This window comes from Pontivivens insulae, from assembly GCF_900302495.1.
Classification (GTDB): Bacteria; Pseudomonadota; Alphaproteobacteria; order Rhodobacterales; family Rhodobacteraceae; genus Pontivivens; species Pontivivens insulae.
In genome coordinates, this window is the sequence record NZ_OMKW01000002.1 from 747,500 (window position 1) to 772,345 (window position 24,846).

A 24,846-nucleotide genomic window follows, 5' to 3' on the forward strand; every position below is an offset into this window, starting at 1 on the left:
ACGGACAAGCCTTGACGTTCCGGCCATCGCCCGGTTGGCTGCATCGCAATGGGAACTGAGGGGAACGCGCTATGGCCACCGGTGGCGAACTGTTGATGCAAGCCATTCTGGCGCAGGGGGGCCGGATCGGTTTCGGCGTTCCGGGGGAAAGCTACCTCGCGGTACTCGACGCAATGCATGGCTCTGATTTTCGTTTCGTCAACGCACGGCATGAGGGGGGCGCTGCATTCATGGCAGAGGCGTGGGCCAAGCTGACCGGAGAGGTCGGACTTTGCTTTGTGACGCGCGGACCGGGGGCGACGAACGCGTCCATCGGCGTTCACTCAGCCATGCAGGCCAGCACGCCGATGATCCTGTTTGTTGGGCAGATCAGCACCTCGTGGCGAGAGCGGGAGGCCTTTCAGGAACTGGATTACCGCGCCGTTTTCGGAACGATGGCCAAATGGGTCACAGAACTGGACGATCCCGCACGCATCCCCGAGATCATCGCCCGTGCCTGGCGCATCGCGCAGTCGGGTCGGCCGGGCCCCGTGGTCATCGCATTGCCCGAAGACATGCTCTCCACCGATCTGCCCGACACAGTAGCTCCCGCGCGCGCCGTCGAAATTGTGCGCCCTGCCCCCGCGCCAGAGCAGATTGATCAGACCCGGGCAGCCCTGACAGACGCAAAGCGCCCCTTGATCCTGGCAGGTGGCGGTGGATGGCGACCCGAAGGCAAAGCCGCGTTGCAAAAGCTCGCCGAGGGATCAGGCATCCCCGTGGTCTGCGCCTTCCGCAATCAGGACCTCTTTGACAATGACTCCCCCCTCTATGCGGGGGATGCCGGTGTCGGCATGACGCACGCGACCAAGACGCTGCTGCGCAAAGCCGATGTGATCCTCGCGCTCGGTCCCCGCTTTGGCGAGATGACGACCGACGGCTATACGCTGTTCAACATGCCCGAGCCTGAGCAAATGCTGATCCACGCCCATGCGGATAGCTCTGAGATCGGGAAGATCCTTCAGCCTCATATCGCCCTGCACGCGGACCCCGGTGCAGTGGCCGCGCATCTTACGCAGAACCCATCGCGCGGCGTTTGGAGCGGTTGGGCCAAAGCGGCCCGTGCGGGTGTCACCGATCTGATCACCACACCTGCCCAACCATCACCCGTGGACATGGTCGCCGTCTGCGCCCATTTGCGCGAGGTGTTGAGCGATGATGCCATCCTAACCAATGGTGCGGGCAACTTCGGCGTCTGGCCCTCACGCTATATCCCCGTTGGTGGCGCACGCCGCCTGCTCGCCCCCCAATCAGGCGCGATGGGCTATGGCATTCCAGCCGCCATCGCGGCCTCGATTGAAGAGCCGGGACGCGAGGTGATCTGCTTTGCCGGCGACGGAGACTTCCAGATGACGGGCATGGAGCTCGCAACAGCGGCCCAAACCGGCGCAACGCCGATCATTCTGGTGCTCGCCAATCGCAGCTATGGCACGATCCGCATGCATCAGGAGCGGCATTTCCCTGCCCGCGTCAGTGGGACGGATCTGGAAAATCCTGACTTTACGGCCCTCGCACGGGCCTGTGGCCTTCACGGTGCGAAAGTGGCCCGGACAGAGGCGTTCGCAGATGCCTTCGCCGCAGCCCGCGCGTCCCGAACCGCCGCCGTGCTGGAACTCGACATCGCCATCGAGGCCCTGACACCGACCGCCACGCTGAGCGACATTCGCGGACAGAGCTAGCGCCGCGCATCTTCCCGCTTAATCAGCCAGATAGACGATTGTGCGCTCCCACAGGCACGGCAACTCTTTCAGGCGATGGCGCAGTGGCTCATATTGCTGCGCACGGACCATCATTTCCAGCTGGCTCAGCTCACTTGCCAACGGGTTGGCGCCAAGCACACCAGCTGAACCTGCAAGCTTATGCATCTCGGCGGCCAGATCCTCTGCCTCTGCAATCGGATCGTCAGATGATCGCAGGCGCGCCATCAGCGCCTCACCCTGCACCTGGAAAGCCCCCATAATCTCCGACACAGCCTCGGACCCCATGGCATGCGCCAAGGCCCCAATCACGGTCGCGTCGATCAGATCATCTGCCGGCACGGGCCTGAGCATCGGGCCCCTCAATCCGGCTGAGCGGCGCGCCGCCCCAACCCCGGTGGCAAACTCATCAAGCACGTCAAACAGGGTCTGCTGCGTGATCGGCTTGATCAGTGTGTGGCTCATGCCTGCGTCCAGAAATTTCTCACGGTCGGACTGCTGCGCATGCGCGGTGGTCGCAACGATGGGGACATCGCGTGATGCGCCGTCCCCGGCGCGGATCGCCCGTGTGGCATCAACACCGTTCAGCTTAGGCATCGAAATATCCATCAGGATGACGTCATAGCGATAGGACTCCGCCATCTTCACACCCTCTACGCCATCATGGGCCTCGTGCACCGTGTGGGAACCGCGTTCCAGCATGCGGCGCAGAACGATGCGATTGATGGGATTATCCTCGACAATCAGCACCGTCATCACCTGAGCATTTGCAGGCCGCACCACGACGTCCTGCAATTGCGCGTGATCCCTCATCTCCGCGGCTGGCATGGGTAAACACATCTCAACGCGCGTGCCGACGTCCAGCTCACTCTGAACATCAATCGTGCCGCCCATCGCCTCCACAATCCGGCGACTGATGCCCAGACCCAGACCGGTGCCTGACACCTTTCGATCATAGGTACTGTCCAGAGTGACAAAATCCTCGAAAACTCGCTTCAGATCCTCTGGCGCGATGCCAATGCCGGTATCTTCCACGGCAATTTCAACCAACCCATCCTCGGACAGTTGGGCAATGACGAGCTTCACTTTACCCACGAGGGTGAACTTCAGAGCATTGCCAATCAGGTTGACGAGGATCTGTCGCAGCCGGACGACATCGCCCGTAACCCAGATCGGCGCATCAGCGCCCTCAACAATCAACTCGTTGCTGCCATTGCGCGCCGTGGGTTCGAAAGATGCGGCAAGGTCAAGAACCGTCTCCGCCAGATCAAACGGTTCCTCATTCAACGTCATCGTGCTGGCATCGAGCCGTGTGATGTCGAGGACGTCATTCACGTGGTGGAGCAACTGCCGCCCCGAAACATCCATCAGGCGCAGATACTCCTTCTGCTCATCGTTCGTAGCACTGTCTTTGAGCAGGTCGAGCGTACCCAGCATCCCGTTCAGCGGTGTGCGGATTTCATGGCTCATCACGGCCAGCATGTCCGCTTTTGCCTTTTCACCGGCGAGCGCATCGTCGCGCGCTTTCAGCAGCGCAGCATCCGCCGCACGTCGGCTTGAGATGTCGCGCAGATAGGAGATGAAGACATCCCGCCCCCGGCTACGCGCGGTGGAGACGGCCAATTCGACTGGAAAGATCGTGCCGTCCCGTCGCATCGCCTCCAGCTCGATCCGGCCACTATCAATGACACGCTTCTTCCCCGTTTCGAGATGACGCGCCATGCCGTTCCGGTGGGCCTCGCGCAGATGCGGCGGAATTATGACCCGCGCCATATCCTGCCCGATCACTTCATCCCGCTTATAGCCAAAGATCGCTTCTGCGGCCGGGTTGAACTCCATGATCCGGCCATCACGATCCGCAACAACGATGGCATCCAAAGCGGTGCCGACCACTGCCTCAAGGCGCGATGAGACGAGAGCGAGAGCCGACGCACGCTGCTGTGTGCTGTCATAGACCCTCAAAAGCGCAACCAGCACGACGCCAAAGAATGTAAACGTCACGATGGTCAATCCACCGACCTGCGTCAGAGTTTTGGTGACTTCGGTACGTCGTTGATCCGCCCTGTTCACGAAGTGAGAAACACCGAACAGTGACAAGGCCCGAACATCCGAATGCGCGTCATGTGCAAGTTCAATCATCTCGGGCAATGCATCACGCAGTTCAGCCCGCGGCCCGTCGATAAATGAGACGGTGTCGGACAGAAATTGGTAGGCGCCGTCCAGAGCAACCTTAAACTCCGGCACCATGCGCAAGTCTTCATAGATGACGGATTGCTGAAGCGTTGTGATGCGGCTGTAGAAGATATCATAGCGGCGTTGGAGCGTGTCATATTCGCTCCAAGTCACGTGGCTATGCAGCATCGCCTCTTCCAGAAGCAGAAACTCCACCTGGATCTGGCTAAGGGACCACTGAACGTTGTCGGTGGTCGATGAGGCCATTTCGTCCAACTTGCTACGCACATCAGAGCTGAAATAGAGCACCGCCGCGAGGAGCACGCCGAGCACGCCCAACAGCAAAAAACCACGGGAGCGGGATTCGAAAACCCCACTCCCGTTACCGATCTCGTCAAGTCTGCTCAGTGTTCCGCATCCCGTCTCGGGCCCCCTAACCGTGCCTGTTCTACTCCAGTACGGTCAGCCGATCCAGTTGCCAAACGCTTCTCAGAAAAGCGATATCAGTCTGATAATCCGTATCATGATCATACGGATAAACGATCCACAATGGCCCTTTGGTGCGCAACGACATCTCGTTGCCATTGTGGAGATATGCGATGATGGGTGCACCACTCTCAAACGCATTCATCGGGATGTTGACCGCATAGTCGTTCAGCGCGTGCGCCACGACCTCACGACCATCGGCATCAAGTGCATCAAGCAAAGCCGCAACGCTTACGCCCGTGAACGTCTGAACACCATCGGTCCAGATTGTCGTGGTCTGAAACTCCGTCACCGGAAGGTTCTGAAGCATTTCGAGGTCGAACTCTGCGGCATTGCCGACATTTGTCTGTTCAATCGAACCGCTGACCGTCAGAAGGACCTGCCCGGTTGGCTGTTCAAGAGCATGGCTTGTTGCAGCCACCAACGCGAACACGCAGCACAACAATGCTCTTACCCGTCCCATTACGCACTCTTTCTGCAAACCTAGCGTTTCCACGTCGCTAGGCGGTGGATCGCATGAAAAAGTTAACGGCTCCATCTATCCTGAAGGATAGCTGTCTTAAGGGCAGCCTCTAATGGGCCAAGAAGGTGGAGAGCGCATCCACCTCCGCCTGCGTGATCTCGTGCCCACCAGGATGCCAGACCATGTCCACCTCAGCCCCCTGCTCATCAAACCAGGCAGACAATTGCCTTGTAAGAGGCGCAGGACAGATCGGGTCACGCTCACCCGCCGTTATCAGAACCTGTGTTCCAGCAAGCTCTGCCACCGGCTCCGGCGACCAGGGGATCAGCGGGTGCAACAGCGCCGCCCGGCCCACCAGATCTGGACGCTGCATCATCACGCTGGCGAGGATGTTTGCACCGTTCGAATACCCGAATGCGTAAACAGGCCCATCATGTTGCGCGGCAGCCTCGGCCATGAACCCGGCCATCGCGGCGGTGCGCTGGCCCAGATCCGCCATGTCATAGACCCCTTCCCCGGTTCTGCGAAAGAAGCGGGCCGCCCCCATCTCTGACACATCCCCGCGCGGAGAGATCACCGTCGCATCCGGCAGCAGATTGGCCGCGAAGCTATGAAACTGCGTCTCCGATCCACCCGTGCCGTGAAAGGTGAAGACGAGCGGTGCGCCCGTCTTCCCTTCGCGTTTTGCGTGAACGTACATCCCCTACGCCTCCAACGGTTGCAGGTGCTGCTCAAGATACGGGCGCAGACGCTCATGCTGGGTTGGCAGTTTCAGCGCCTCACCCAAATGGGCGGTGTCCTCATCCCGATCGAATCCCGGCTCGTTGGTTGCAATCTCGAAGAGAACCCCGCCCGGCGCGCGGAAGTAAATCGCCCAGAAGTAATCCCGGTCGATGACTGGCGTGACAGCATGACCAGCCTCGATCAGCGCCTTGCGCACCTCCAGCTGCGCCGCACGATCCTCAACCGCGAAGGCAATGTGATGCACCGACCCGGCCCCTTCCTGACTGCGATCCACACCGGGAAGCGTTTCGACGTCGATCACCGTGGCGGCATTGCCGGGCACGACAAATCGCGTCGTGTCGCCATGTCGCTCAGCCTCTTCATAACCCATGAAGCGGAGCAGCTCATTCGTGGCCCCACTGTCGCGAAGGCGCATAGAAGCCGAATGAAACCCACGGATGGCGTAATCGTCACTGACCCCTCCATTGGTCCAGGCCGGACGCGCGTCCCCCGGGACTTCAAGCAGCGCGAAACCGTCCCCATCCGGACCGGCAAAATCGAGCCGCTTCTGACCAAAGCTGTCGCTTTCAATCAGGCCCTTCGTCTCAAACGTCGCCAGCCGATCCTTCCAAAATCCCAGCGATCCCTCTGGCACAGCAAAGACGGTGGTTCCGACCTCTCCCGTTCCGGCCCGTCCGCGCTGTGCATTGGGGAAGGGGAAATAGGTCATCACCGAACCGGGTGTGCCCACTTCATCTCCGTAATAGAGGTGATAGACATCAGGCGCGTCGAAATTCACGGTTTTCTTCACCCGCCGCAAACCCAGTGTATTGGTGAAAAACGCATTATTTTCAGCAGCATCACCAGCGATAGATGTGACGTGATGCAATCCTTTGATCTGGTCAAGCATATCAACTCTCCTGCACTATGAGGGGCGGAGGTTCCGCCGTTGCATTGAGAGATAAGCCATAGATAACCTTGCGATAAGCGCCATATATCGACAGTATCTATTGCATAATCTGGGATAATAAAAATTGCGCACGCTCGATCATATCCGCACCGCCCGCGCCGTCGCGCGCGAGGGCAGCTTTGCCAGCGCCGCCCGCGCGCTCAATCAATCTGCGAGTGCCACGACCCGCGCGGTGGCCGAGTTGGAGGCGCATCTTGGCATTCAACTGTTCAAACGAACAACCAGATCAGTTGCCCTGACAGCCGCCGGTGCCGCCTATCTCGACCGCGCTGAGGATGCATTGCGCCTGCTCGACAAGGCAGAAAATGAGGCGCGACAATCCGCTCTCACACCCCGCGGCCGCCTGCGGATCAGCGCGCCGCTGTCCTTTGGAATCCGGTACCTTGCTGACATGATCGCGCAATTCCGCATCCTCTATCCTGAAGTGGACTTGCAGGTCAGCCTCACCGACCGCTTTGTGGACATCGTGAAAGAGGATCTGGACATGGCCTTGCGCATCTCCGGCCCGCCAACGGACAAGAGTACGATCTGGCGCAAGATTGCTGAGATGCCGCGGATGCTCGTCGCATCCCCCACCTACCTGGCCGAGTTCGGTGTTCCCGACCATCCATCCCAGCTTGAGGGTCACCGCTGCCTACACTACGCGCGGATGGCAGAAGGAGAGATCTGGGACATGACCAATGGCCCCGATCAAATCCGGGTCAAGGCCCATCAAGGCCTGACTGCGGATAATGGCGACCTGTTGGCCCAACTTGCGCTCAAGGGGCACGGGATCGCATTGCTCCCGACTTTTCTGATCGAAACGGAGCTGGCGCAGGGCACCCTTACACCAGTCTTACCGAACTGGCAGGCGCCCCCTATTTGGCTTACGGCGTTCTATCCACCCTATGACGCCCTACCTCCTGCGGTATCACGGTTTACGCAAGTGGTGGAAGGCCGCTTCGGATAGGCGAACTGGCCGAGATGTGGCTGGGTGTTATCCCCCGAACAGGTCTCCGAAAGTGTCCGAAAGCGATCCGACGACAGCGGCAATCAGAATGACCCCGGCGATCATGGCCACGACGAAGGTGAAAACCTGAAAAGCGATCACGAACCCGCCCAAAGCAATGCCAGAAACCGCCAGTCTGCGGCTCTCGTGTCGAACCAGCGCAGCAATACCGAACAGGATTGCAACCGTCGCCGCCACCGCGATCCCGATATCGAGAAAGTCGTCTATCGTGCGGGCTGCCACCTCCGGCTCCGGCTGCTCCAACCCGGCCATGGAGCGAGAGGCAGAGCTGACGATTTCCGCCGCCAACTCACCCAGACTGACACCGACACTCTGCTGTGGCGCGAAAGGCCCCGCCAGAAAAACGATCAGGCTAACCAACAGCGCAGCTCCACCAAAAGCAAAGCCCGCCCAACCCAGAACCGGATTTGTCTCAGCTGTCATGTTTCCCATCGCCCCAGCCCCCACTGCGTCACGTGTATCCAACTGCGACTATGACAAACCCCGCGCTCGCAATCCACTCTAGAACCGCTGCGTGGCGGATTCTGGGCGCTGAGCATCAGCCCATTTAGGGCCGGACGCACCCGATGTCGCAAACCCGCCACCCTGCGACGGCAACTCGCTTTCCCTTCCCGGCGCCGCCGCCTATGGTCCGCAAAAGACTGCACCAAAGGCTGGACAGATGAGCGATCAAGACCCTCTCGTGATCTTCACCCCCTCGGGCAAACGCGGGCACTTCGCGCCGGGGACCAAGGTTCTGGATGCAGCACGGCAGCTGGGCGTTGATCTCGACTCCGTGTGCGGCGGTCGCGGTATCTGTTCAAAGTGCCAGATCCAGCCGTCCTTTGGCGACTTTCCCAAACACGGCGTCACCTCGTCCCCCGATCACTTGTCCGAGTGGAACAGTGTCGAAGAGCGCTACAAGTCAAAGCGTGGCATGATCGACGGTCGCCGTCTGGGCTGTCAGGCCACGGTGGAAGGCGACGTCATCATCGACGTGCCGCCCGAAAGCCAGGTGCACAAGCAGGTCGTGCGCAAGTCCGCCGACACGCGCGAGATCGTCATGGATCCGGCCACCAAGCTTTACTATGTCGAGGTTGAAGAACCTGACATGCACGAACCCTCCGGCGATCTGGAGCGGCTGTGCACCGCATTGGCCGAACAATGGGATCTTGCCCATGTCCGCGGCGACCTACGCGTTCTCACGCAACTTCAGCCTGCTTTGCGCAAAGGCGAGTGGAAGGTCACGGTCGCCGTCCATCACGGTGACGGCTTGACCGAGGCGCGCATCATGCAGGTCTGGCCGGGTTACTATGACGGGGCGATCTATGGCCTTGCCATCGACCTCGGCTCCACCACCATCGCCGCCCATCTGTGCGACCTGCGCGACGGTAAGGTCGTCACCTCCTCTGGCATCATGAACCCGCAGATCCGCTTCGGTGAAGACCTGATGAGCCGGGTGAGCTATTCGATGATGAACCCCGGCGGCGCAGCAGAGATGACAACCGCCGTGCGCACGGCCATGCAGGCGCTCATCAACACCATCGCGGCAGAGGCCGTCATCGACCCCGCCCTGATCATGGAGGCGGTGTTCGTCGCCAACCCGGTCATGCACCACCTCCTGCTGGGCATCGACCCGGTTGAGCTGGGTCAGGCCCCCTTCGCGCTGGCCACGTCGGACGCGCTCACGCTTTGGGCGACGGAACTTGACCTCGACATCCACCCCTCCGCCCGCGTCTATATCCTGCCCTGCATCGCCGGCCATGTCGGTGCGGACGCCGCCGCCGTTGCCCTGTCCGAGGCGCCCGGCCAGTCCGACGACCTTGTCCTGATCGTCGATGTCGGCACCAATGCCGAGATCCTGCTGGGCAACCGTGAGAAGGTGCTCGCCTGCTCCTCCCCCACCGGTCCCGCCTTCGAAGGGGCCCAGATCTCCAGCGGCCAGCGCGCAGCGCCCGGCGCCATCGAACGCGTTGAGATCGATCCCATCACGAAAGAGCCGCGCTTCCGTGTCATCGGGTCCGAGAAATGGTCAGACGATCCCGACTTCGCCGCCGAGGCGGGCCAGATCACCGGCATCTGCGGTTCCGGCATTATCGAGGCGATTGCCGAGATGCGCATGGCAGGCCTTGTCGACGCCGGTGGCCTGATCGGATCGGCAGAGCAGACCGGCACCGCCCGCTGCGTGCCCGAAGGGCGCACCAATGCCTATGTTCTGTTCGAGGGTGACGACACCTCCCCCCGCATCACCGTCACAAATGGCGATGTGCGCGCCATCCAGCTGGCCAAGGCCGCGCTCTACGCCGGGGCCCGCCTGCTGATGGATCAGATGGAGGTCGAGCATGTGGACCGCGTTGTACTGGCCGGAGCGTTCGGTGCCCACATCTCCCCCAAACACGCCATGGTGCTGGGCATGATCCCCGATTGCGAGGTCGACAAGGTGACGAGCGCGGGGAACGCCGCCGGCACCGGAGCGCGCATCGCCCTGCTCAACTCCGCCGCACGGCGAGAGGTGGAGAGCATCGTGCGCCAGATCGTGAAGGTCGAAACGGCGGTCGAACCCCGCTTCCAGGAACATTTCGTAGCCGCCAGCAACATCCCCCACGCCACCGACAGCTACGAACGACTGCGCGCCGTAGCCCCCCTGCCCGACGTCAGCTTCAATACCGGCGGTGGCGAGGCCGGAGGGCGGCGCAGACGGCGGCGGGGATAAATTGTAGAAAGTTATTTACTCAGCATCAAAGATCAAAACTGAAGATAATCCATCAATGAAATTGATACAATGCAATCATTTCTCTATTAGAATTATATACAATTTAGCTTTACCAAAGTGGAATAGGTAAGCGCGATTTTTGGAGACGTATTTCCACCGTAAGCGCCATAACATGACGCTCCATCTCTGAAATTACTGAGTGATCTTTCTCACGATCTGATTGCTGAAAACTGCCGCCTGTAATGGCATTACTGAGTCTATTTAGCTTGACATCAAGATCTCGGGTAACTTTAGGTTTTCCCTTGAATAGCTCCAAATAAAGCTCTGGCAAAACATCACAGAGTGCTACAATCCTTGCTCCGGCAGCCTTTTGCTCATCACATTCATCTACCGACCAGTAGCTTATGGAAAGAGTTCTGATCTCTTCAAGAACTTCGGTGAGTAAGTTTTCTAACGTTTCTAGGGTTGCAGACCTTTGGTCCACTCTTTTCCCCAATAGGGAGAAAAGATGCTTCGCGACTGACCCTGCAACACCACCGAGAAACGCTATGAAAAAAAACGCTTACACCGCTTCCGATTGCTTCAAGCAACAGCTTCCTCTTTGGCGTCCCGAATATACTGCCAAATCTGCTCTACATAACGTTGCTTTCGCGGCTCAGTAGTAACAATTTTTAATCGTTTTCGAAGCACATCATACTTGAAGCCAGCTCTCACCAACCCGCCAAATGCCTCCTCTAAAAATGACGATGGAAAGCCCACCACGCCATCCAAACTCACTGTCACTCTCTCATCACTCTCTAGTAACCGTTTAGCTAGAAACTCACTCCGAAAGCGCTCACCCGACTTATTCCCATCACTTGGATGATATCGTCCAGCGGGAACTCGCGAAAAATCATTAGCTATGCTTATGCTCACTGCGCCACCTCCACAAATCTCTCTTGAAAGCCTTGGGTCGGAAAGACCCACTCAATCAGTGTTCCACCAATATGGTGCTTCAGAGGTAAAGAAAAAGTATCATAACCATTTTGTAATGTCACCTGCGCTCGACCACTCGTGATCCGAAGGCGCGCTCCCCGCACTTCCCGCACAGGAGCTTGAATATCCTTAAAGCCTTTTCCCCGCTTGTCTTCACCGGTTCGTGTCCTTGCGGCTTCAAGAGCAGCTTTGACCATCACCTCGTCGGGGCTATCGATCATTTTAGTGACCCCCTGCAGCGCGCGCCCTGCGATGACTTCCATGCTTTCGACTAGTCCAGAAATCGGCAACGTCTTTGCGATTCCGTGCCCTTGATCATATATTATTACTTTAAACTCAGTTTCTGACGCATTCATCACGGCGGCGGCCCACCACCTCTTCCCGCAACTCGGATACTTCAAGGGAAATTTGCTGATATAGGCGTGATTGATTGCATTCAGCATCGCTTCGGCCACTCCCTTGTGAACAAAGTCAGTTGTCTGAAACTCATCGAAAATTTTTTGAACAGAGCGATAGAAACCTATGAGCTTGTCCTCATCGCAATTCAAACCTGACATGAGCTGAATTGCAGTACGATGGCCTTGGACAACTCTATCCATCCCATTCTCACAGGTAGAAACGTCTTCCCTATTACCAACTAAGCTAAATACACCAAGCTGTCGCAGCAAAGAAATTGCTTCGTTGTCATCTTCAATACGGCCTTGGTAAATAAGCTCGTCCCCAGCTATACGTCTCAATCTATCAATTTCTGCCGCAAAGATCACAGCGCAACGGACAGAAATCGTCTCGAGGTTCTCTATCCCGATCGAATATCGCAGAGGGGTAGTTGGACGAAATCTGCGCCTTTCTACAATTTGACGAGAAAGCTCTTTTAGCTCTGTAAAAAACTCTAAAGATTCAGAAAAATTATCATCAATAGATAAATTCTTCGGGCATTGGAAACGAACAACACCCCGAAATTTCTCTGGTAACCTTTTCAAACCACCAGAATGAATATTTTTTCGTATCTTCGCTTTATTAGCTCGCCGAGACGCTAATCGAAGCCGCTTTGCTTTTCGCGCCGTCCCTTCAAATCTCATTCAAGCTCATACCTAAGTTCTCGTTCTATACGGCGCATAGTCAAGATTTCCACTAATTAGAATCCTCAGGGACATCACCAATTCGAAACGAATTTATATCGAGTAGCCCTCTGCTACCGTTGTTATCGAAGCAAGTAGACACATGTATGGGTCAGCTAGCAACAGCCATGCCGATCGCGCCTATTAACCAAACAACTGGCATACGCTGTGTGCACACTCTGTGTACGGGTTGTGCACACCCTTATTTGCTCAAAGGTTAACGAGGGGAGAAGTGGGCGCTCAACCCATGCGTGTATCAGGCAACGGCCGAGCGCCCCGGTGTTGATTAGCCCTGCGGCGGCAGCAGGACGCTGTCGATCACGTGGATCACGCCGTTGCTGGCATCGACGTCAGCGGCAACGACCGTTGCATCGTTGATCGTCACGCCAGAGTGCAAGCCATTCACGCTGATCGCCTCACCATTCACGGTGACAGCCGCGAAATCGGTGCCGAGGATGTCGGCCGCCATCACTTCACCCGGAACAACGTGATAGGTCAGGATCGCGGTGAGTTGGTCAATGTTTTCAGGCAGAAGCAGCGTTTCAACGGTCCCGTCGGGCAGCGCTGCAAACGCCTCATCCGTCGGCGCGAACACGGTGAACGGCCCATCGCCCTTCAGCACGTCAACCAGCCCCGCCGCCTGCACGGCAGCCACCAGAGTCTCAAACGAGCCAGCGGAAGCAGCCGTGTCGACAATGTCAGCCTCGGCAGCAAAAGCAGCAGGAGCAGCGGTCAGGGTCAGGGCGGTCGCGGCAGCAAGAATACGGTTCATTTTGGTCTCTCCAAGTTGGGTTCAATGCGTCGTTGCATTGCCCCTTCTTCGAGACGGTTTCCCGTTTAGATTGCACGCTTCACGCCCCCGTGAACGCCCGTGAAATCCGTTCAGAATTTCCGCGACACACCGCCGCAGATTTCGCGATTTCTGTAACAAAAGAGGCCCCGAGCCTGCGCTCAGGGCCTCCTTGCATACCCTCAAAAAGGTTACTCAGTGGTGTCTACTGTTCCGATCAGGGACCAGCTGCCGCCCTGGATTTGTGAGATGAAGACTTCCTCGGAGCCCGCGTGATCGCCCGGACCCATTTCCATCCGGTTGCCCGCGATGGCATCGTCATAGCTGAGCCCTTCCATCGCCGCGGTGAAGCTTTCCAGGGTCAGGTCAGGGCCTGCAGCCTCAAGTGCTTCAACCATCGCCGCAGCAGCGGAGCGGCCGAGAAGCGCGCCGGTGCCAGGGAACTCCCCCGTACGCTCCTGCATAGAGGCGACCCAGGCGGCCACTTCCTCGTTGCCCATGCGCGCTTCAAGATCCTGCCAACCCGCACCGGCATAAAGCCCTTCGGTGATGCCGCCTGGCACCTTCGCAATAGCGGTGTGGAAGCCCGCGGAGCTTACGAGGAAGTCGACATCATCCCAACCCATTTGCTTGGCCGTTGCCACAACGGTGATCGTCGGGCGGATCGTCAGAGCGATGGTGATGAGATCGCAGCCCGCTTCCCGCAGACGCGCAAGCGCACCGGTGAAGTCGCTTTCATCAGGGCGGTGTGTGGTTTCGGTCAGGTACTCAACACCATCGCGATCACCGGCCTCATCCACCGTGGCCATGTGAATTTCCTCACCGAAGTCGGAGGGGATATACATCGAGCAGGCCTGCGTGCGATCGTTCGTCTCCATCAGATAACCCGCAGCCGCACGCACCGCGTCATAATAGGATGCAGTGGCGACGTAGCGGAGCTCTTCGGGCCCTTCGAGCATCTGACGCGCCGCGGTCAGCGGAAAGACGCTGGGCACGTTGTTTGGATCCATCACGCGGAAGGCGGCGAGGTTGTGCGGCGTCCCAAGGCTGAGCAGCATCGCAAACACCTCGTCGCGGTTGACGAGCTTGTTGGCGGCCTGGGCCGCGCGCGGCACCTGATAGCCATGATCCTCAACGATATAGCGGATTTGGCGACCATGGATGCCGCCATTGGCGTTCACTTCCTCAAACAGCGCATTTGCCGCCTCAACCGCGGGAACCGAGAATGCAGCAAAGCCGCCGGAAAGGTCATGGAATGCGCCAATGCGGATTTCGTCATCTGTGACACCGCGGGTCTGCGCACTGGCGCCAGTTGCCATCAAGGCGGCGGCAGCAAGGGCTGCAAAAGTCTTTTTCATGGGTTTCCTCCAGTTGGATTGAGCGCGGGATTTTCCCGTCATTCTGGTCAGCTTATGGCGTGTTCTTGCTTTTGGCGAGGGGACGTATAAGCGGCCCCCACGCGGTCTATGGATCAGTACATCTGTTCAATGAGATCAGCGTGTTTCTTTTCGACAAAAGCACGCTTCAGCTTCATTGTCGGTGTCAGCTCATCATCCTCTGCCGTCAGCAGAACGTCGATCAGGCGGAAATATTTGATCTGTTCGACATTTGCGAAGTCCTTGTTGACCTCGGTGACGACAGTGCCAATCAACTCGACAACTTCAGGGGCGGCACAAAGGGACGCGAAGTCGCTGAACGGGACCTGATGGTCCTGTGCAAATTTCTCAACATTTTCCTGATCGATCATGATCAGCACTGTGAGGTATTTCCGCCGATCACCGATGACCACAGCGTCAGAGACATAGGGAGAGAACTTCAAACGGCTCTCGATCTCGGCCGGTGTAATGTTCTTGCCGCCTGCCGTGATGATGATGTCTTTGACGCGACCCGTGATGGTCAGCGCTCCGTCATTGCCAATGCGCCCGACATCTCCGGTGTGCAGCCAGCCGTCCCGTATATCTTCGGCGGTTTTCTCCGGCTTTCGCCAATATCCTTTGAAGACATTCGGGCCTTTGACGCAAATCTCGCCATTGTCCGCAATGCGCAACTCGGTTCCCGGCAACTTCGGCCCCACAGTGCCAATGCGGTTGTCCCCGATCATGTTGACGGATGCGACGCCCGATGTCTCGGTCATGCCATAGCCTTCGAGCAGCGTGACACCGATGGACGCGTACCACTCGATCAGTTGGGGCGAGATCGGGGCGGCCCCGGTTGTAGAGCGTCGGTTGCGGTCCATTCCGATAAGCTGTCGCAGATTGCGCAACACGAAATAGTCCCAAAACCAATGCATCGCCCCGGCCTTGCCTTCGGCCGCGGCGGCGCCGCTGGCAAGCGCCTTGTCAAAGGCCCAGCGACCGAATGGCGTTGCCTCGGAGCGCAAGATCATGATCCTTGAATAGATCTTTTCCCAGACGCGCGGCACAGCGGTAAAGATGTGGGGCGAGACCTCACGCAGGTTGTCGAAGACTGTGTCAGGGCTTTCCGCAAAATTCACGGTTGAACCGACCGCGATCGGATATTCGACGGAGACGATCCGTTCGAGGACATGGCACAGCGGCAGAAAACACAGCTGCTCGTCCTTGGGGTCGACGGTCAGAACCTGCTGGCCGGACCACATCTGGAACAGCATGTTTTCGTGACTGATCATCGCACCTTTCGGCGGCCCTGTGGTGCCGGAGGTGTAGATCAACATCCGGGTATCTTCGGGCTGGCTCTTCTCGATCTCTGCGATGAATTTGCGCGGGCCGTCTGAGACGCCCTCCCCCAAAGCATAGAGGTCGTCGAGGAACATCACCTTGGGGTGAGAGAAGGCACGCAGGCCCTTTTTGTCAAAGACGATCACCTTGATCAGGCTGGGCACCCGATCCTGCACTTCGAGATATTTGTCGAGCTGCTCGTCATTCTCGACGAAGAGAAACGCGCTTTCGGAGTCGTTGACCAGGTATTCGAGCTGGCTCGCACTGTCCGTTGTATAGACGCCTGACGGAATGCCACCGACAGCTGCGACGGCGAGGTCACAATAGAGCCACTCTTTGTTGTCCTCGCTTAAGATCGAAACGGGCGTGCCACGGGTCAAACCCATCTCAAGCAAGCCCAGACCGATGGCCTGCGACCGGTCATACCAATCCGTCCAGGAATAGGCCTGCCAAATGCCAAAGTCCTTTTCACGGTGCGCCGTCGCACTGCCCCGCTCCTTACATTTGGCCGCCCAGAGCTTTACGACGGTATCGTGCCCTTCGAACGTAATGGGGCTGGGTGGGGTAAGATCCTGAAAGTCCTTCATGCCCGGTCCCCTTTGTTCTTGATGTGCAGCACCGTCAGCACGGCCAGTGCAATCAGGCCGACTGCGACGCCGGATAGCTGCTGACTGGCCGTCGGGGCGACAAAGCTCGCCAAGCCCGCCAGGGCGATGATGACCAAAAGGGTGGTGCGTTTCTGTCCGAAATTCATTCCTCTTCCCCTTTCTGTCGATATGCGATCACGATTGCCGCAAGGGCCATCACACCGGCGATCGAGAAACCGATGATCTGCAAGGCTGTGTCATCGGCCAGGCCGCCAAACAGGAAGCCCGCGACCATCAGCAGACCGACAAAGCGGATGGCGTTGTTCAGCGCCATGTCTTCTTCCTCTTCCAGCGTTTTTGGTCGCGCTGGCCGTCGGAATGACCGCCGCCGAGGTAGAATTCCTGAATGTCTTCCGAGGCGAGCAGCTTTGACGCCTCTCCGGCCATCACAATGCGTCCAATCTCAAGCACGTACCCGAAATCGGCGGTGTTCAGAGCGACTTGCGCGTTTTGTTCGACCAACAGCATCGTCACGCCCTGCTCTTTGTTCAGGCGTTTGATGATCTCGAAGATCTCCTGCACCAAAAGTGGCGAGAGGCCCAGGCTTGGTTCATCCAGCAACATCAACTGCGGACGGGCGAGCAAACCGCGCCCGATGGCGAGCATCTGCTGCTGTCCGCCCGAAAGCGTGCCCGCAATCTGGCCGCGCCGCTCCTTCAGGATTGGGAAATAGCCAAAGCACATCTCTATATCGGCGTCGATCTCCTTGTCGCGACGTGTATAGGCGCCAAGGCGGAGGTTCTCCTCCACTGTCAGGAATGGAAATACCTCGCGGCCTTCGGGGACGTGGGCCATGCCCTTCTTGACCATCTGATCCGGCTCGGACCCATCGGTGCGGTCGCCGAGGAAGGTAACGGTGCCTTTCTCTGGATCAAGCGCGCCAGAGACGGTCTTCATCAGGGTGGTTTTGCCTGCCCCATTCGCCCCAAGGATGGTGACGATCTGACCCTTGGGCACGTCAATAGACACACCGCGTAGCGCCATGATCGGGCCGTAGAAAGTCTCGACATTGCGAACTTCGAGCACGTTGGTCATGTCGGCTCCCCCGAATTGGTGAGGACGGTGCCCGCGCCGCGCGGGGGGCAGAATGCCCGTCCCGGGGGGGCGGTGCGGGCATCATCCGGCGTGCCGCCGGACGGAACAGCAATTCGACGCCGCATGCCCCGAACTTGATCCGCGGCCGCGTTGTTCAAGGCGGCCCCGGCTCGGAGGCCGGGGCGTGTTGCGCTCATAGTCATGCCGCTGTCCCCAGATACGCTTCGATAACCTTCGGATCGCTCTGCACTTCGGCACTTGTGCCCATGGACAGAGGCTTGCCCTCGGCCACGGCGAGGACGCGGTCGGACACCGCGCTCACGAGGCTCATGTCATGTTCCACCATCAGGACCGTAAGGCCCAAATCCTTTTGCATGTCCTCGATCCAGAAGGCCATGTCGGCGGTTTCCTCCACCGACAGGCCCGAGGCGGGCTCGTCGAGAAGGATCAGTTTCGGGTCAGAGGCCAGCGCGCGGGCAATCTCAACCACCTTGCGCACGCCGTAGGGCAGACCCGCGATCATCTTGTCGCGATAGGCCGCAAGGTCGAGAAAATCGATCACCTCCTCTACGGCGCGACGCGCCTCCCGCTCATTATTGCGGGAGCGGGGCAGATGCAGCACATCCTCTACCCAACTCGCGCGCCGCTTGGTGTGGCCGCCGACCAGCAAGTTTTGCAGGACCGTCGAATGGTCGAAAAGCTCGATATTCTGGAACGTGCGCGCGATCCCCAATTCAGCGATATGGTGGGCGGGGGTCTGTGTGATGTCCTCACCCGCAAACAGGATCTTGCCGTGGGTCGGTTGATAGAAGCGAGAAATGAGATTGAAAATCGTCGACTTTCCGGCCCCATTCGGGCCGACGATGGTGAAGACCTCCCCTTCCTCCACATCGAAGGAAACACCGTCCACGGCTTTTACCCCGCCGAAATGGATCGCGAGATCGGTGACGCTGAGAAGGCTCATCGCATCCGCTCCGTCTTGAGATAGCTCTTAGAGCGTTTGAACATGTCGCGGCGCGCCAGCGGGAAGAGCTCCCATTGCGCCTTAACCTTCCGGTAGAAGCCATAAAGTCCCTGCGGTTCGTAAACGATGAACACGATGATGATCGCGGCAAAGACGGCCGTATCCAGGCCGGGATAGGCCGATATATCGATCCCCGCAGTACCCTGTAGAAAGTCGCGCACAATGGCGATGCCCTGCGGCAAGAGCCCGACGACAATGGCCCCGAAGAATGCCCCGTGGATCGAGCCGAGCCCGCCGATCACGACCTGAAGCACCATGGTGATCGAGATCAGGATCAGGAAACTCTCATAGTTCACGATCTGGACGAAGTGAGCATAAAGCCCGCCCGCAAGGCCGGTCACAGCGCAGGAGAGGCCGAATGCAAGCGCCTTGGTGCGTGTCACGTTCACTCCCAACGCACGGGCTGACACCTCACTGTCGCGCACCGCCAGAAAGGATCGCCCCGTCGCGGACCGAAGAAGGTTCGCATAGGCGAGCGTCACAAGCACCGTGCAGACCAGACACAGGAAATAGAACAGCTTTGGCGTGCCATAGCGGTCGATCATCGTGCCGAAAATCTCAATGGGCGGCGCGAACACCCCCATCACCCCGCCGGTATAGGGTTCTGCAATGATCGCCACGTCCTCGACAATGATGGAGAGTGCGATAGTGGCGATGGCCAGATAGATGCCCGAAAGCCGCAGGATTGGCAGTGCGATGATTGCCCCGACAACGCCCGTGAAAATCGCGGCCATGGGAAGGGCGAGCAGAAACGGGATGCCCTGCTCCATGAACCAGAGGTTAGAGAATGCGCCCATCGCAAGGAACGCCGCGTGCCCAAGGCTCACCTGCCCCGTATGACCGGCCAGGATCATCAGCCCCATGCCTGCGATGCACCAGATCAGAACAAGCGTGATCTCACCCGTCAGGTAGTCAGAGACCACGAACGGCAAGGCGCACATCAGGCCCAACAGAACCGCATATTTCAGCAGGCGGGCGCGGTCCTCGAACAAGCGAATATCGTCGTCATAGCTGGCTTTGAAATGAACTTTCATGCCGGATGTCCCTCCAGAGGGTCGGGGCCTGCGGAATAGTCGAACCCATTGGCGATCAATTGCTGCCAGCGCGTGTGCCGGTGGCGGAAGAAAGAAGGATAGAGAGAGCCTGCGATCAGGGATGCCGGGCCCGTCAGGTTCAGAACATCGGTGTAGCGGGTCCCCTTCCCCTCAGGCTCGACCATCATAACATGGTCCCAGCCGTTGAGGCCCTCGGCCGTCTGGCGCAATGCATATCGTCCGGCGGTCGTATCGGGGTATTCGACGCGAAAGCTCTGCACGCCCGATGGCATCATCCCGTAGAACCGCGCGGCCATGCGGTAGTCCCGCTCTTCCCATTCCTCGGGCCAGCTTGTCGGCTCCATGATGCGGAAGGTCACGCGCGGGGCGCAGATATAGCGCAAAAGGGCAGTACGTTTGAGGTTCGCCCAGACACGTTCCGGCGATGTGGCGAAAGTTGAGCTGAGTTCGAAACGCGACATCCGCTCACACCTTCTTTTGAGCGATCTGGGCGAAAAGGCCACCCGGTCGCAGGATGAGCACCAGCAGCATCAGCGCGTAAGGCGCGATCTGGGCCGAGCCGGAGGGCGCGTAACGCGCGGCGAACTGCTCGACCACGCCGATCAGCAGCCCGCCCATCAAGGCGCCGGGCAACGAACCAAACCCACCAATCACAGCAGCGGCAAACGCCTTGATGCCGAAGAGCAGGCCTACGGCAGGCTCAATCGCGCCTTTGGCCGCAAAGAGCACACCGGCAATGGCGGACACGACCCCGGACAGACCCCAAACGATGGAGTTCACCCGCTTTACGGGGATGCCCATGTAATAGGCCGCCATCTGGTTTTGAGAACTGGCCTGCATCGCCATGCCAAGGCGCGTGCGCCCGAAGAACAGCCACAGCGAAAAGGTCAGCGCGCAGGTGGCGAAGATGATGATGACGTCCACCACGGCGATGGAAATGCCCGCAAACCGCCAGACGTCGCCGGCAAACGGCGTCTCGAGGCTGACGGGATCGTAACCAAAATAGGTGCCCGCAAAGAAACGCAGAATGAAGCCAAGTGCGATGGTCAGGATCACCATCGCGAATTGGGGCTGTCCGAAAATCGCCCGCAGCACGAAACGGTCCAGCGCATAGGAAAAGGCCCCCAGCACCAGGGCGGCCGCAACGAGGCCGATGATGAAAGGCAAATCAGCGCCATTGGCGTTGATGAACGTGATCCCTAGGAACGCGCCCAACATCAGCATATCGCCCTGGGCAAAGTTCACCGCCTCGGACGCTTTATAGATCAGTACGAAACCAAGGGCGACCAGCCCATAGATACAGCCATTGGCAATGCCGCCAATCAGCAGTTGAAGCACGTCTGCCACGTGCGATCCTCCCATATCGTGGGCCAGTCGTTAATCGCCGGTCCCTACAGGCTTAAGGATGATGAAGGATTTGCGTTTGGCAAGTGCGCCAAAGCAGACATTTGACTGACGTAACGGAAATTCGTCTCCGCGCGGTGGTTTACCTTCAAACCAACCCGCCCTATACCCTTGGGCAAATGCCAAACAGCTGGGAGAATGCCCATGTCCGTCCGCTCTGAGGTTCAAGCGGTTACAGACCGAATTGTCGAGCGCTCCAAACCGCTTCGGGAACCCTATCTGGACCGGATGCGCCGCGCGGCAGACCAAGGCCCGAACAGGAAAGCTCTGTCCTGCGGAAACATGGCACATGTCACGGCAGGCTGCGGCGCGCATGACAAGGACGCGATCTCATTCACCGATGCGGGCAATATCGGGATCATCACAGCCTATAATGACATGTTGTCGGCCCATAAGCCGTATGAGACTTACCCTGAACTTATTCGTCAGACGGCACGCGCGGCAGGTGGGGCGGCACAGGTCGCGGGTGGGGTGCCTGCTATGTGTGACGGCGTCACGCAGGGCAAACCGGGCATGGAGCTATCGCTCTTCTCGCGCGATGTCATCGCGCTGGCCGCCGGGGTCGGGCTTAGCCACAATGCCTATGATGCGGCCATGTTCCTTGGGATCTGTGACAAGATTGTACCCGGCCTCGTCATTGCTGCAGCCACGTTCAGCCATATCCCGTCGATCTTCGTGCCTGCGGGGCCGATGCCCTCGGGACTGCCAAATGATGAGAAAGCGGCAACGCGCCAGCGCTATGCCAAAGGAGAGATTGGCCGCGACGAGCTTTTGAAAGCGGAAATGGCCTCTTACCACTCGCCGGGCACCTGCACCTTCTATGGCACAGCGAACACCAACCAGATGTTGATGGAGTTCATGGGCCTGCACCTGCCGGGGGCAAGCTTCGTCAATCCCGACACGGATCTGCGCGAGGCCTTGACGAAAGCTGCGACCGAGCGCGCGTTGCAGATTACGGCAGAAGGCAACGAGTACACGCCGGTGGGCGAAGTGCTCGACGAGCGGGCTTACGTGAACGGCATGATCGGATTGCACGCGACCGGTGGCTCCACCAACCTCATTCTGCACCTTGTCGCGATGGCCCGTGCGTCCGGCATCGCGATCACCTGGGAGGACATGAGCGATCTGTCCGCAATCATCCCCTCAATGGCGAAGGTCTATCCCAACGGCCTGGCGGACGTGAACCAGTTCCACGCAGCCGGCGGGCTACAATACCTCATCGGCCAGTTGCTGGTTGAAGGTTTGCTGCATGATGATGTGCGCACCATCGCGGGCGAAGGCATGCACCACTACACAAAGGAACCAACCCTCAAGGAAGGTGAAATCAGCTGGGTCGACGGGCCGACAGAAAGCGGGAATGACATGATCCTGCGCCCGGCCTCTGCCCCCTTCCAGAAGACCGGGGGGCTGACGCTTTTGCGCGGCAATCTTGGCACAGCGGTCATCAAGACCTCTGCCGTGAAGCCGGAGCGACGCGTGATCGAGGCCCCTGCCCGCGTCTTCCACGATCAGGAGAGCGTCAAGGCCGCGTTCCAGGCCGGAGAACTGGACCGGGACGTCATCGTGGTCGTCCGCTTCCAGGGGCCGAAAGCGAATGGCATGCCAGAGCTACACTCCCTCACTCCGCCGCTGGGGGTTCTGCAGGACAAGGGATTCAAGGTCGCGTTGGTCACTGACGGGCGCATGTCGGGTGCGAGTGGCAAGGTTCCCGCAGGGATCCATCTGTCGCCAGAGGCTGCTGACGGTGGTCCAATTGCGAAGATCCAGGATGGAGATCTCATCCGTCTGGACGGCGAGACCGGAACACTCGAGGTTCTGGCAGACGCCTTCGATCAGCGCCCGGTTGCCACAGCGGATCTGAGCGCCAATTCCTACGGCATCGGGCGGGAATTGTTTGAGACGTTCCGCAATGTCGTCGGACCCGCCGCAGGTGGCGCCTCGGCATTGCACGCGGCCGACTGAACCTGCCACCGTCGGAGCCTCCGGCGGGGATATTTTTTTGGATAAAGAAAGCGGGCGCACCATCGCGCTGAAGGAGAGACCATGACCCTTTCGACACTGGAGCTGTGCCAATCCGCCCCGATGATCCCGGTGATCGTCATCAACGATCTGGCCGAAGCCGTGCCACTGGCCGAAGCGCTGGTCGACGGTGGCATCAAGGTCTTGGAGGTCACGTTGCGTACCCCCGTGGCCCTTGATGCGATCCGGGAAATCATCGCGAGTGTGCCCGGCGCCGTGGTGGGTGCCGGGACCCTGAAATCCGCGCAGGATGTCAGCGATTGTGTCGCGGCAGGCTGCGCCTTTGGGGTGTCCCCCGGCGCACCGGCCGGGCTGATGGAGGCTGTTGCCGCAGAACACTTCCCGTTTCTGCCCGGCTGCAATTCCCCGACCGAGGCGATGAGCCTGGCAGATGCGGGCCACGAAGTCCTGAAATTCTTCCCTGCGAGTGCTGCGGGCGGGGTCCCAATGCTCAAGGCGATGAGCGCTCCCCTGCCGGACATCAAGTTCTGCCCGACCGGGGGGGTCAGCCTCGACAATGCAAAGGACTACCTTGCGCTGCCGAACGTCGTGACCGTGGGCGGTTCATGGGTCGTGCCAGGTGCGCAAGTGATGGACGGCGATTGGGATGCGATCCGCGATCTCGCGCGGGAAACCGCCATTGCGCTTGGAAACCGTTGAACGCGCCCCGCAGATTCGGCATGGTTTGCCAAGACCATCCAGCGGAGCCTTCACGATGATCCGAGCCTCTCTACTACTTTCCGGCTGCACCGCCCTTGTCCTGTCAGGATGTGCGACAACCGGGCCGTCGGGGCCTAGCCCCATCGTTCTGGCCGCTGGGGCCGCACCGATGGGCGTGGACTGCGCTGTGATGGAAATGACGGCAGAACCCGGAGAGGCTGCCATCGGACTGACCGAAGCACAATCTGCCCTGATGGGCCATTGGGTTCAGGGCATGTGGGAAAGCGGCGTTTGCCATACTCTGTCGGTTGAGGACATTCAGGCCGATGGGACCGCGCGCGTTGTTTTTGCAAATGGCCCGAGTGCCGTGGCACCCCCAACCGCCCGACGTGTGACCGGCACGGTCAGTGAGAGCGGGATTTTGCGTTTCACTCTGCCGGATGGCGCTGAGGTCAGCTATGCGCTGGATGGAGAGATCCTGCGCGGCGTCCTGCGTCGCGACGGAACCATGTCGCCAGTGGCGCTGACCCGCGGGTAGCAGAGGCCACAAAGCGTTCCAGTCGGCGGAAAATGGTAGGCCCGGCAGGACTTGAACCCGCAACCAAAGCGTTATGAGCGCTCTGCTCTAACCAATTGAGCTACAGGCCCGCCTGTGGCATCGACGGATAGCAGACCGCGCGGTGCGGTCAAGTCAAAGAGGACCGCACAATGACAGAACAGCCCCGCACACCCTATCTGGGCCAGTATGTCCTGATCCTGATTGCGGCGACGGCGGGTATCTTCGTTTTGCGGTTGGGGGCCGCGTCGCTATTCGATGTCGAGCTTGGCGCGGGGGGGCTCGCACTCCTGCCGCCACTTCTGGGCGCGATCTTTTGTGGGCGAAAATGGGCTATGGAACGGGGTAGCGTTCCGCAAGCAAACGTGGCCTGGCGATGGGCGATTGTTGCGGGGATTGCGTTTCTGGCCCTGCAGATCCTGCTTACCCCACTTGTCCTGATCAATATGGGCGGCGCGCTCGACGGTTCTGCCGCGACAGTTCTCGTGCTGGGATTGGCGCTTTTCACAGCAATCGCGATCTTTGTGAATCGCTTCTTTCTGGTGATGGGCGCGCGCGGCGTGCTCAAGAACCCGGGGAAGTGATGGACAAGGGCTTCGCTGCTGCCTAAACGGAG

The 24,846-nt window shown here is 59.2% G+C and carries 25 protein-coding genes and 1 tRNA gene; 7 read left to right on the top strand and 19 right to left on the bottom strand.

What is annotated here, in order from left to right; all coding sequences use genetic code 11:
* Window positions 1-71: 71 nt before the first annotated feature.
* Window positions 72-1,718 (top strand): thiamine pyrophosphate-dependent enzyme, encoded by a 1,647-nt coding sequence (locus POI8812_RS09130; protein ID WP_108782235.1) that lies wholly within the window; start codon window positions 72-74, stop codon window positions 1,716-1,718.
* 18 nt (window positions 1,719-1,736) lie between these two features.
* Here POI8812_RS09130 and POI8812_RS09135 read toward each other — a convergent pair whose 3' ends face one another.
* The 4 genes from POI8812_RS09135 to POI8812_RS09150 form a co-directional block, all read right to left on the bottom strand.
* Window positions 1,737-4,232, bottom strand: a complete 2,496-nt coding sequence (locus POI8812_RS09135) for a hybrid sensor histidine kinase/response regulator (protein WP_146186144.1) — start codon at window positions 4,230-4,232, stop codon at window positions 1,737-1,739.
* 124 nt (window positions 4,233-4,356) lie between these two features.
* A complete protein-coding gene (locus tag POI8812_RS09140) occupies window positions 4,357-4,857 on the bottom strand; it encodes a putative pterin-binding protein (protein ID WP_245895331.1) in 501 nt (166 codons plus the stop codon).
* A 109-nt stretch (window positions 4,858-4,966) separates the two neighbouring features.
* Complete coding sequence (locus POI8812_RS09145) at window positions 4,967-5,557, bottom strand: alpha/beta hydrolase (protein WP_108782237.1); 591 nt, start codon at window positions 5,555-5,557, stop codon at window positions 4,967-4,969.
* Window positions 5,558-5,560: 3 nt separating this feature from the next.
* On the bottom strand, window positions 5,561-6,490 hold the full coding sequence (locus POI8812_RS09150) for a VOC family protein (protein WP_108782238.1): 930 nt from the start codon (window positions 6,488-6,490) through the stop codon (window positions 5,561-5,563).
* 124 nt (window positions 6,491-6,614) lie between these two features.
* Here POI8812_RS09150 and POI8812_RS09155 point away from each other — a divergent pair, with 124 nt between their 5' ends.
* Window positions 6,615-7,499: a LysR family transcriptional regulator gene (locus tag POI8812_RS09155; RefSeq protein WP_108782239.1), complete on the top strand. Its 885-nt coding sequence runs from the start codon at window positions 6,615-6,617 to the stop codon at window positions 7,497-7,499.
* 27 nt (window positions 7,500-7,526) lie between these two features.
* On the opposite strand, the gene POI8812_RS09160 is transcribed toward POI8812_RS09155, so the two are convergent.
* Window positions 7,527-7,982, bottom strand: a complete 456-nt coding sequence (locus POI8812_RS09160) for a hypothetical protein (protein WP_146186145.1) — start codon at window positions 7,980-7,982, stop codon at window positions 7,527-7,529.
* Window positions 7,983-8,220: 238 nt separating this feature from the next.
* Between POI8812_RS09160 and POI8812_RS09165 the strand changes: the two genes are divergently transcribed.
* On the top strand, window positions 8,221-10,251 hold the full coding sequence (locus POI8812_RS09165) for an ASKHA domain-containing protein (protein WP_108782241.1): 2,031 nt from the start codon (window positions 8,221-8,223) through the stop codon (window positions 10,249-10,251).
* Between the two features lie 109 nt (window positions 10,252-10,360).
* On the opposite strand, the gene POI8812_RS17555 is transcribed toward POI8812_RS09165, so the two are convergent.
* The 13 genes from POI8812_RS17555 to POI8812_RS09220 form a co-directional block, all read right to left on the bottom strand.
* A complete protein-coding gene (locus POI8812_RS17555) occupies window positions 10,361-10,735 on the bottom strand; it encodes a hypothetical protein (RefSeq protein ID WP_146186146.1) in 375 nt (124 codons plus the stop codon).
* A gap of 98 nt (window positions 10,736-10,833) precedes the next feature.
* Window positions 10,834-11,166, bottom strand: coding sequence for an STAS-like domain-containing protein (locus tag POI8812_RS09170; protein WP_211310427.1), 333 nt, complete (start codon window positions 11,164-11,166; stop codon window positions 10,834-10,836).
* Window positions 11,163-12,305: a hypothetical protein gene (locus POI8812_RS17560; RefSeq protein ID WP_146186147.1), complete on the bottom strand. Its 1,143-nt coding sequence runs from the start codon at window positions 12,303-12,305 to the stop codon at window positions 11,163-11,165. Before POI8812_RS17560 ends, POI8812_RS09170 begins: the two co-directional genes overlap by 4 nt.
* A gap of 325 nt (window positions 12,306-12,630) precedes the next feature.
* Window positions 12,631-13,116 (bottom strand): fasciclin domain-containing protein, encoded by a 486-nt coding sequence (locus tag POI8812_RS09180; RefSeq protein ID WP_108782243.1) that lies wholly within the window; start codon window positions 13,114-13,116, stop codon window positions 12,631-12,633.
* Between the two features lie 209 nt (window positions 13,117-13,325).
* Window positions 13,326-14,492, bottom strand: coding sequence for an ABC transporter substrate-binding protein (locus POI8812_RS09185; RefSeq protein ID WP_108782244.1), 1,167 nt, complete (start codon window positions 14,490-14,492; stop codon window positions 13,326-13,328).
* Window positions 14,493-14,605: 113 nt separating this feature from the next.
* A complete protein-coding gene (locus tag POI8812_RS09190; protein WP_108782245.1) occupies window positions 14,606-16,417 on the bottom strand; it encodes an AMP-dependent synthetase/ligase in 1,812 nt (603 codons plus the stop codon).
* Window positions 16,414-16,584: a hypothetical protein gene (locus POI8812_RS17680; protein WP_162845006.1), complete on the bottom strand. Its 171-nt coding sequence runs from the start codon at window positions 16,582-16,584 to the stop codon at window positions 16,414-16,416. Before POI8812_RS17680 ends, POI8812_RS09190 begins: the two co-directional genes overlap by 4 nt.
* Window positions 16,581-16,751, bottom strand: coding sequence for a hypothetical protein (locus tag POI8812_RS17685; protein ID WP_162845005.1), 171 nt, complete (start codon window positions 16,749-16,751; stop codon window positions 16,581-16,583). Before POI8812_RS17685 ends, POI8812_RS17680 begins: the two co-directional genes overlap by 4 nt.
* A complete protein-coding gene (locus POI8812_RS09195; RefSeq protein ID WP_108782246.1) occupies window positions 16,742-17,512 on the bottom strand; it encodes an ABC transporter ATP-binding protein in 771 nt (256 codons plus the stop codon). The genes POI8812_RS17685 and POI8812_RS09195 overlap by 10 nt, the downstream gene beginning before the upstream one ends.
* 199 nt (window positions 17,513-17,711) lie before the next feature.
* Window positions 17,712-18,476: an ABC transporter ATP-binding protein gene (locus POI8812_RS09205; RefSeq protein WP_108782248.1), complete on the bottom strand. Its 765-nt coding sequence runs from the start codon at window positions 18,474-18,476 to the stop codon at window positions 17,712-17,714.
* A complete protein-coding gene (locus POI8812_RS09210; RefSeq protein WP_108782249.1) occupies window positions 18,473-19,570 on the bottom strand; it encodes a branched-chain amino acid ABC transporter permease in 1,098 nt (365 codons plus the stop codon). The genes POI8812_RS09205 and POI8812_RS09210 overlap by 4 nt, the downstream gene beginning before the upstream one ends.
* Complete coding sequence (locus POI8812_RS09215; protein ID WP_108782250.1) at window positions 19,567-20,052, bottom strand: hypothetical protein; 486 nt, start codon at window positions 20,050-20,052, stop codon at window positions 19,567-19,569. The genes POI8812_RS09210 and POI8812_RS09215 overlap by 4 nt, the downstream gene beginning before the upstream one ends.
* Before the next feature lie 4 nt (window positions 20,053-20,056).
* Complete coding sequence (locus POI8812_RS09220; protein WP_245895333.1) at window positions 20,057-20,938, bottom strand: branched-chain amino acid ABC transporter permease; 882 nt, start codon at window positions 20,936-20,938, stop codon at window positions 20,057-20,059.
* A gap of 201 nt (window positions 20,939-21,139) precedes the next feature.
* Here POI8812_RS09220 and edd point away from each other — a divergent pair, with 201 nt between their 5' ends.
* From edd to POI8812_RS09235, 3 genes are all read left to right on the top strand, one after another.
* Window positions 21,140-22,957, top strand: a complete 1,818-nt coding sequence (gene edd / locus POI8812_RS09225; protein ID WP_108782252.1) for a phosphogluconate dehydratase — start codon at window positions 21,140-21,142, stop codon at window positions 22,955-22,957.
* Window positions 22,958-23,038: 81 nt separating this feature from the next.
* Window positions 23,039-23,674: a bifunctional 4-hydroxy-2-oxoglutarate aldolase/2-dehydro-3-deoxy-phosphogluconate aldolase gene (gene eda, locus POI8812_RS09230; protein WP_108782253.1), complete on the top strand. Its 636-nt coding sequence runs from the start codon at window positions 23,039-23,041 to the stop codon at window positions 23,672-23,674.
* 55 nt (window positions 23,675-23,729) lie between these two features.
* The gene (locus POI8812_RS09235; RefSeq protein WP_146186148.1) at window positions 23,730-24,212 is read left to right on the top strand and encodes a hypothetical protein; all 483 of its coding nucleotides are present in this window, start codon (window positions 23,730-23,732) and stop codon (window positions 24,210-24,212) included.
* 33 nt (window positions 24,213-24,245) lie between these two features.
* On the opposite strand, the gene POI8812_RS09240 is transcribed toward POI8812_RS09235, so the two are convergent.
* A tRNA-Ile gene (locus POI8812_RS09240) sits at window positions 24,246-24,322 on the bottom strand.
* A 60-nt stretch (window positions 24,323-24,382) separates the two neighbouring features.
* Between POI8812_RS09240 and POI8812_RS09245 the strand changes: the two genes are divergently transcribed.
* A complete protein-coding gene (locus POI8812_RS09245; protein WP_108782255.1) occupies window positions 24,383-24,814 on the top strand; it encodes an ABZJ_00895 family protein in 432 nt (143 codons plus the stop codon).
* The last annotated feature ends 32 nt before the right edge of the window (window positions 24,815-24,846 follow it).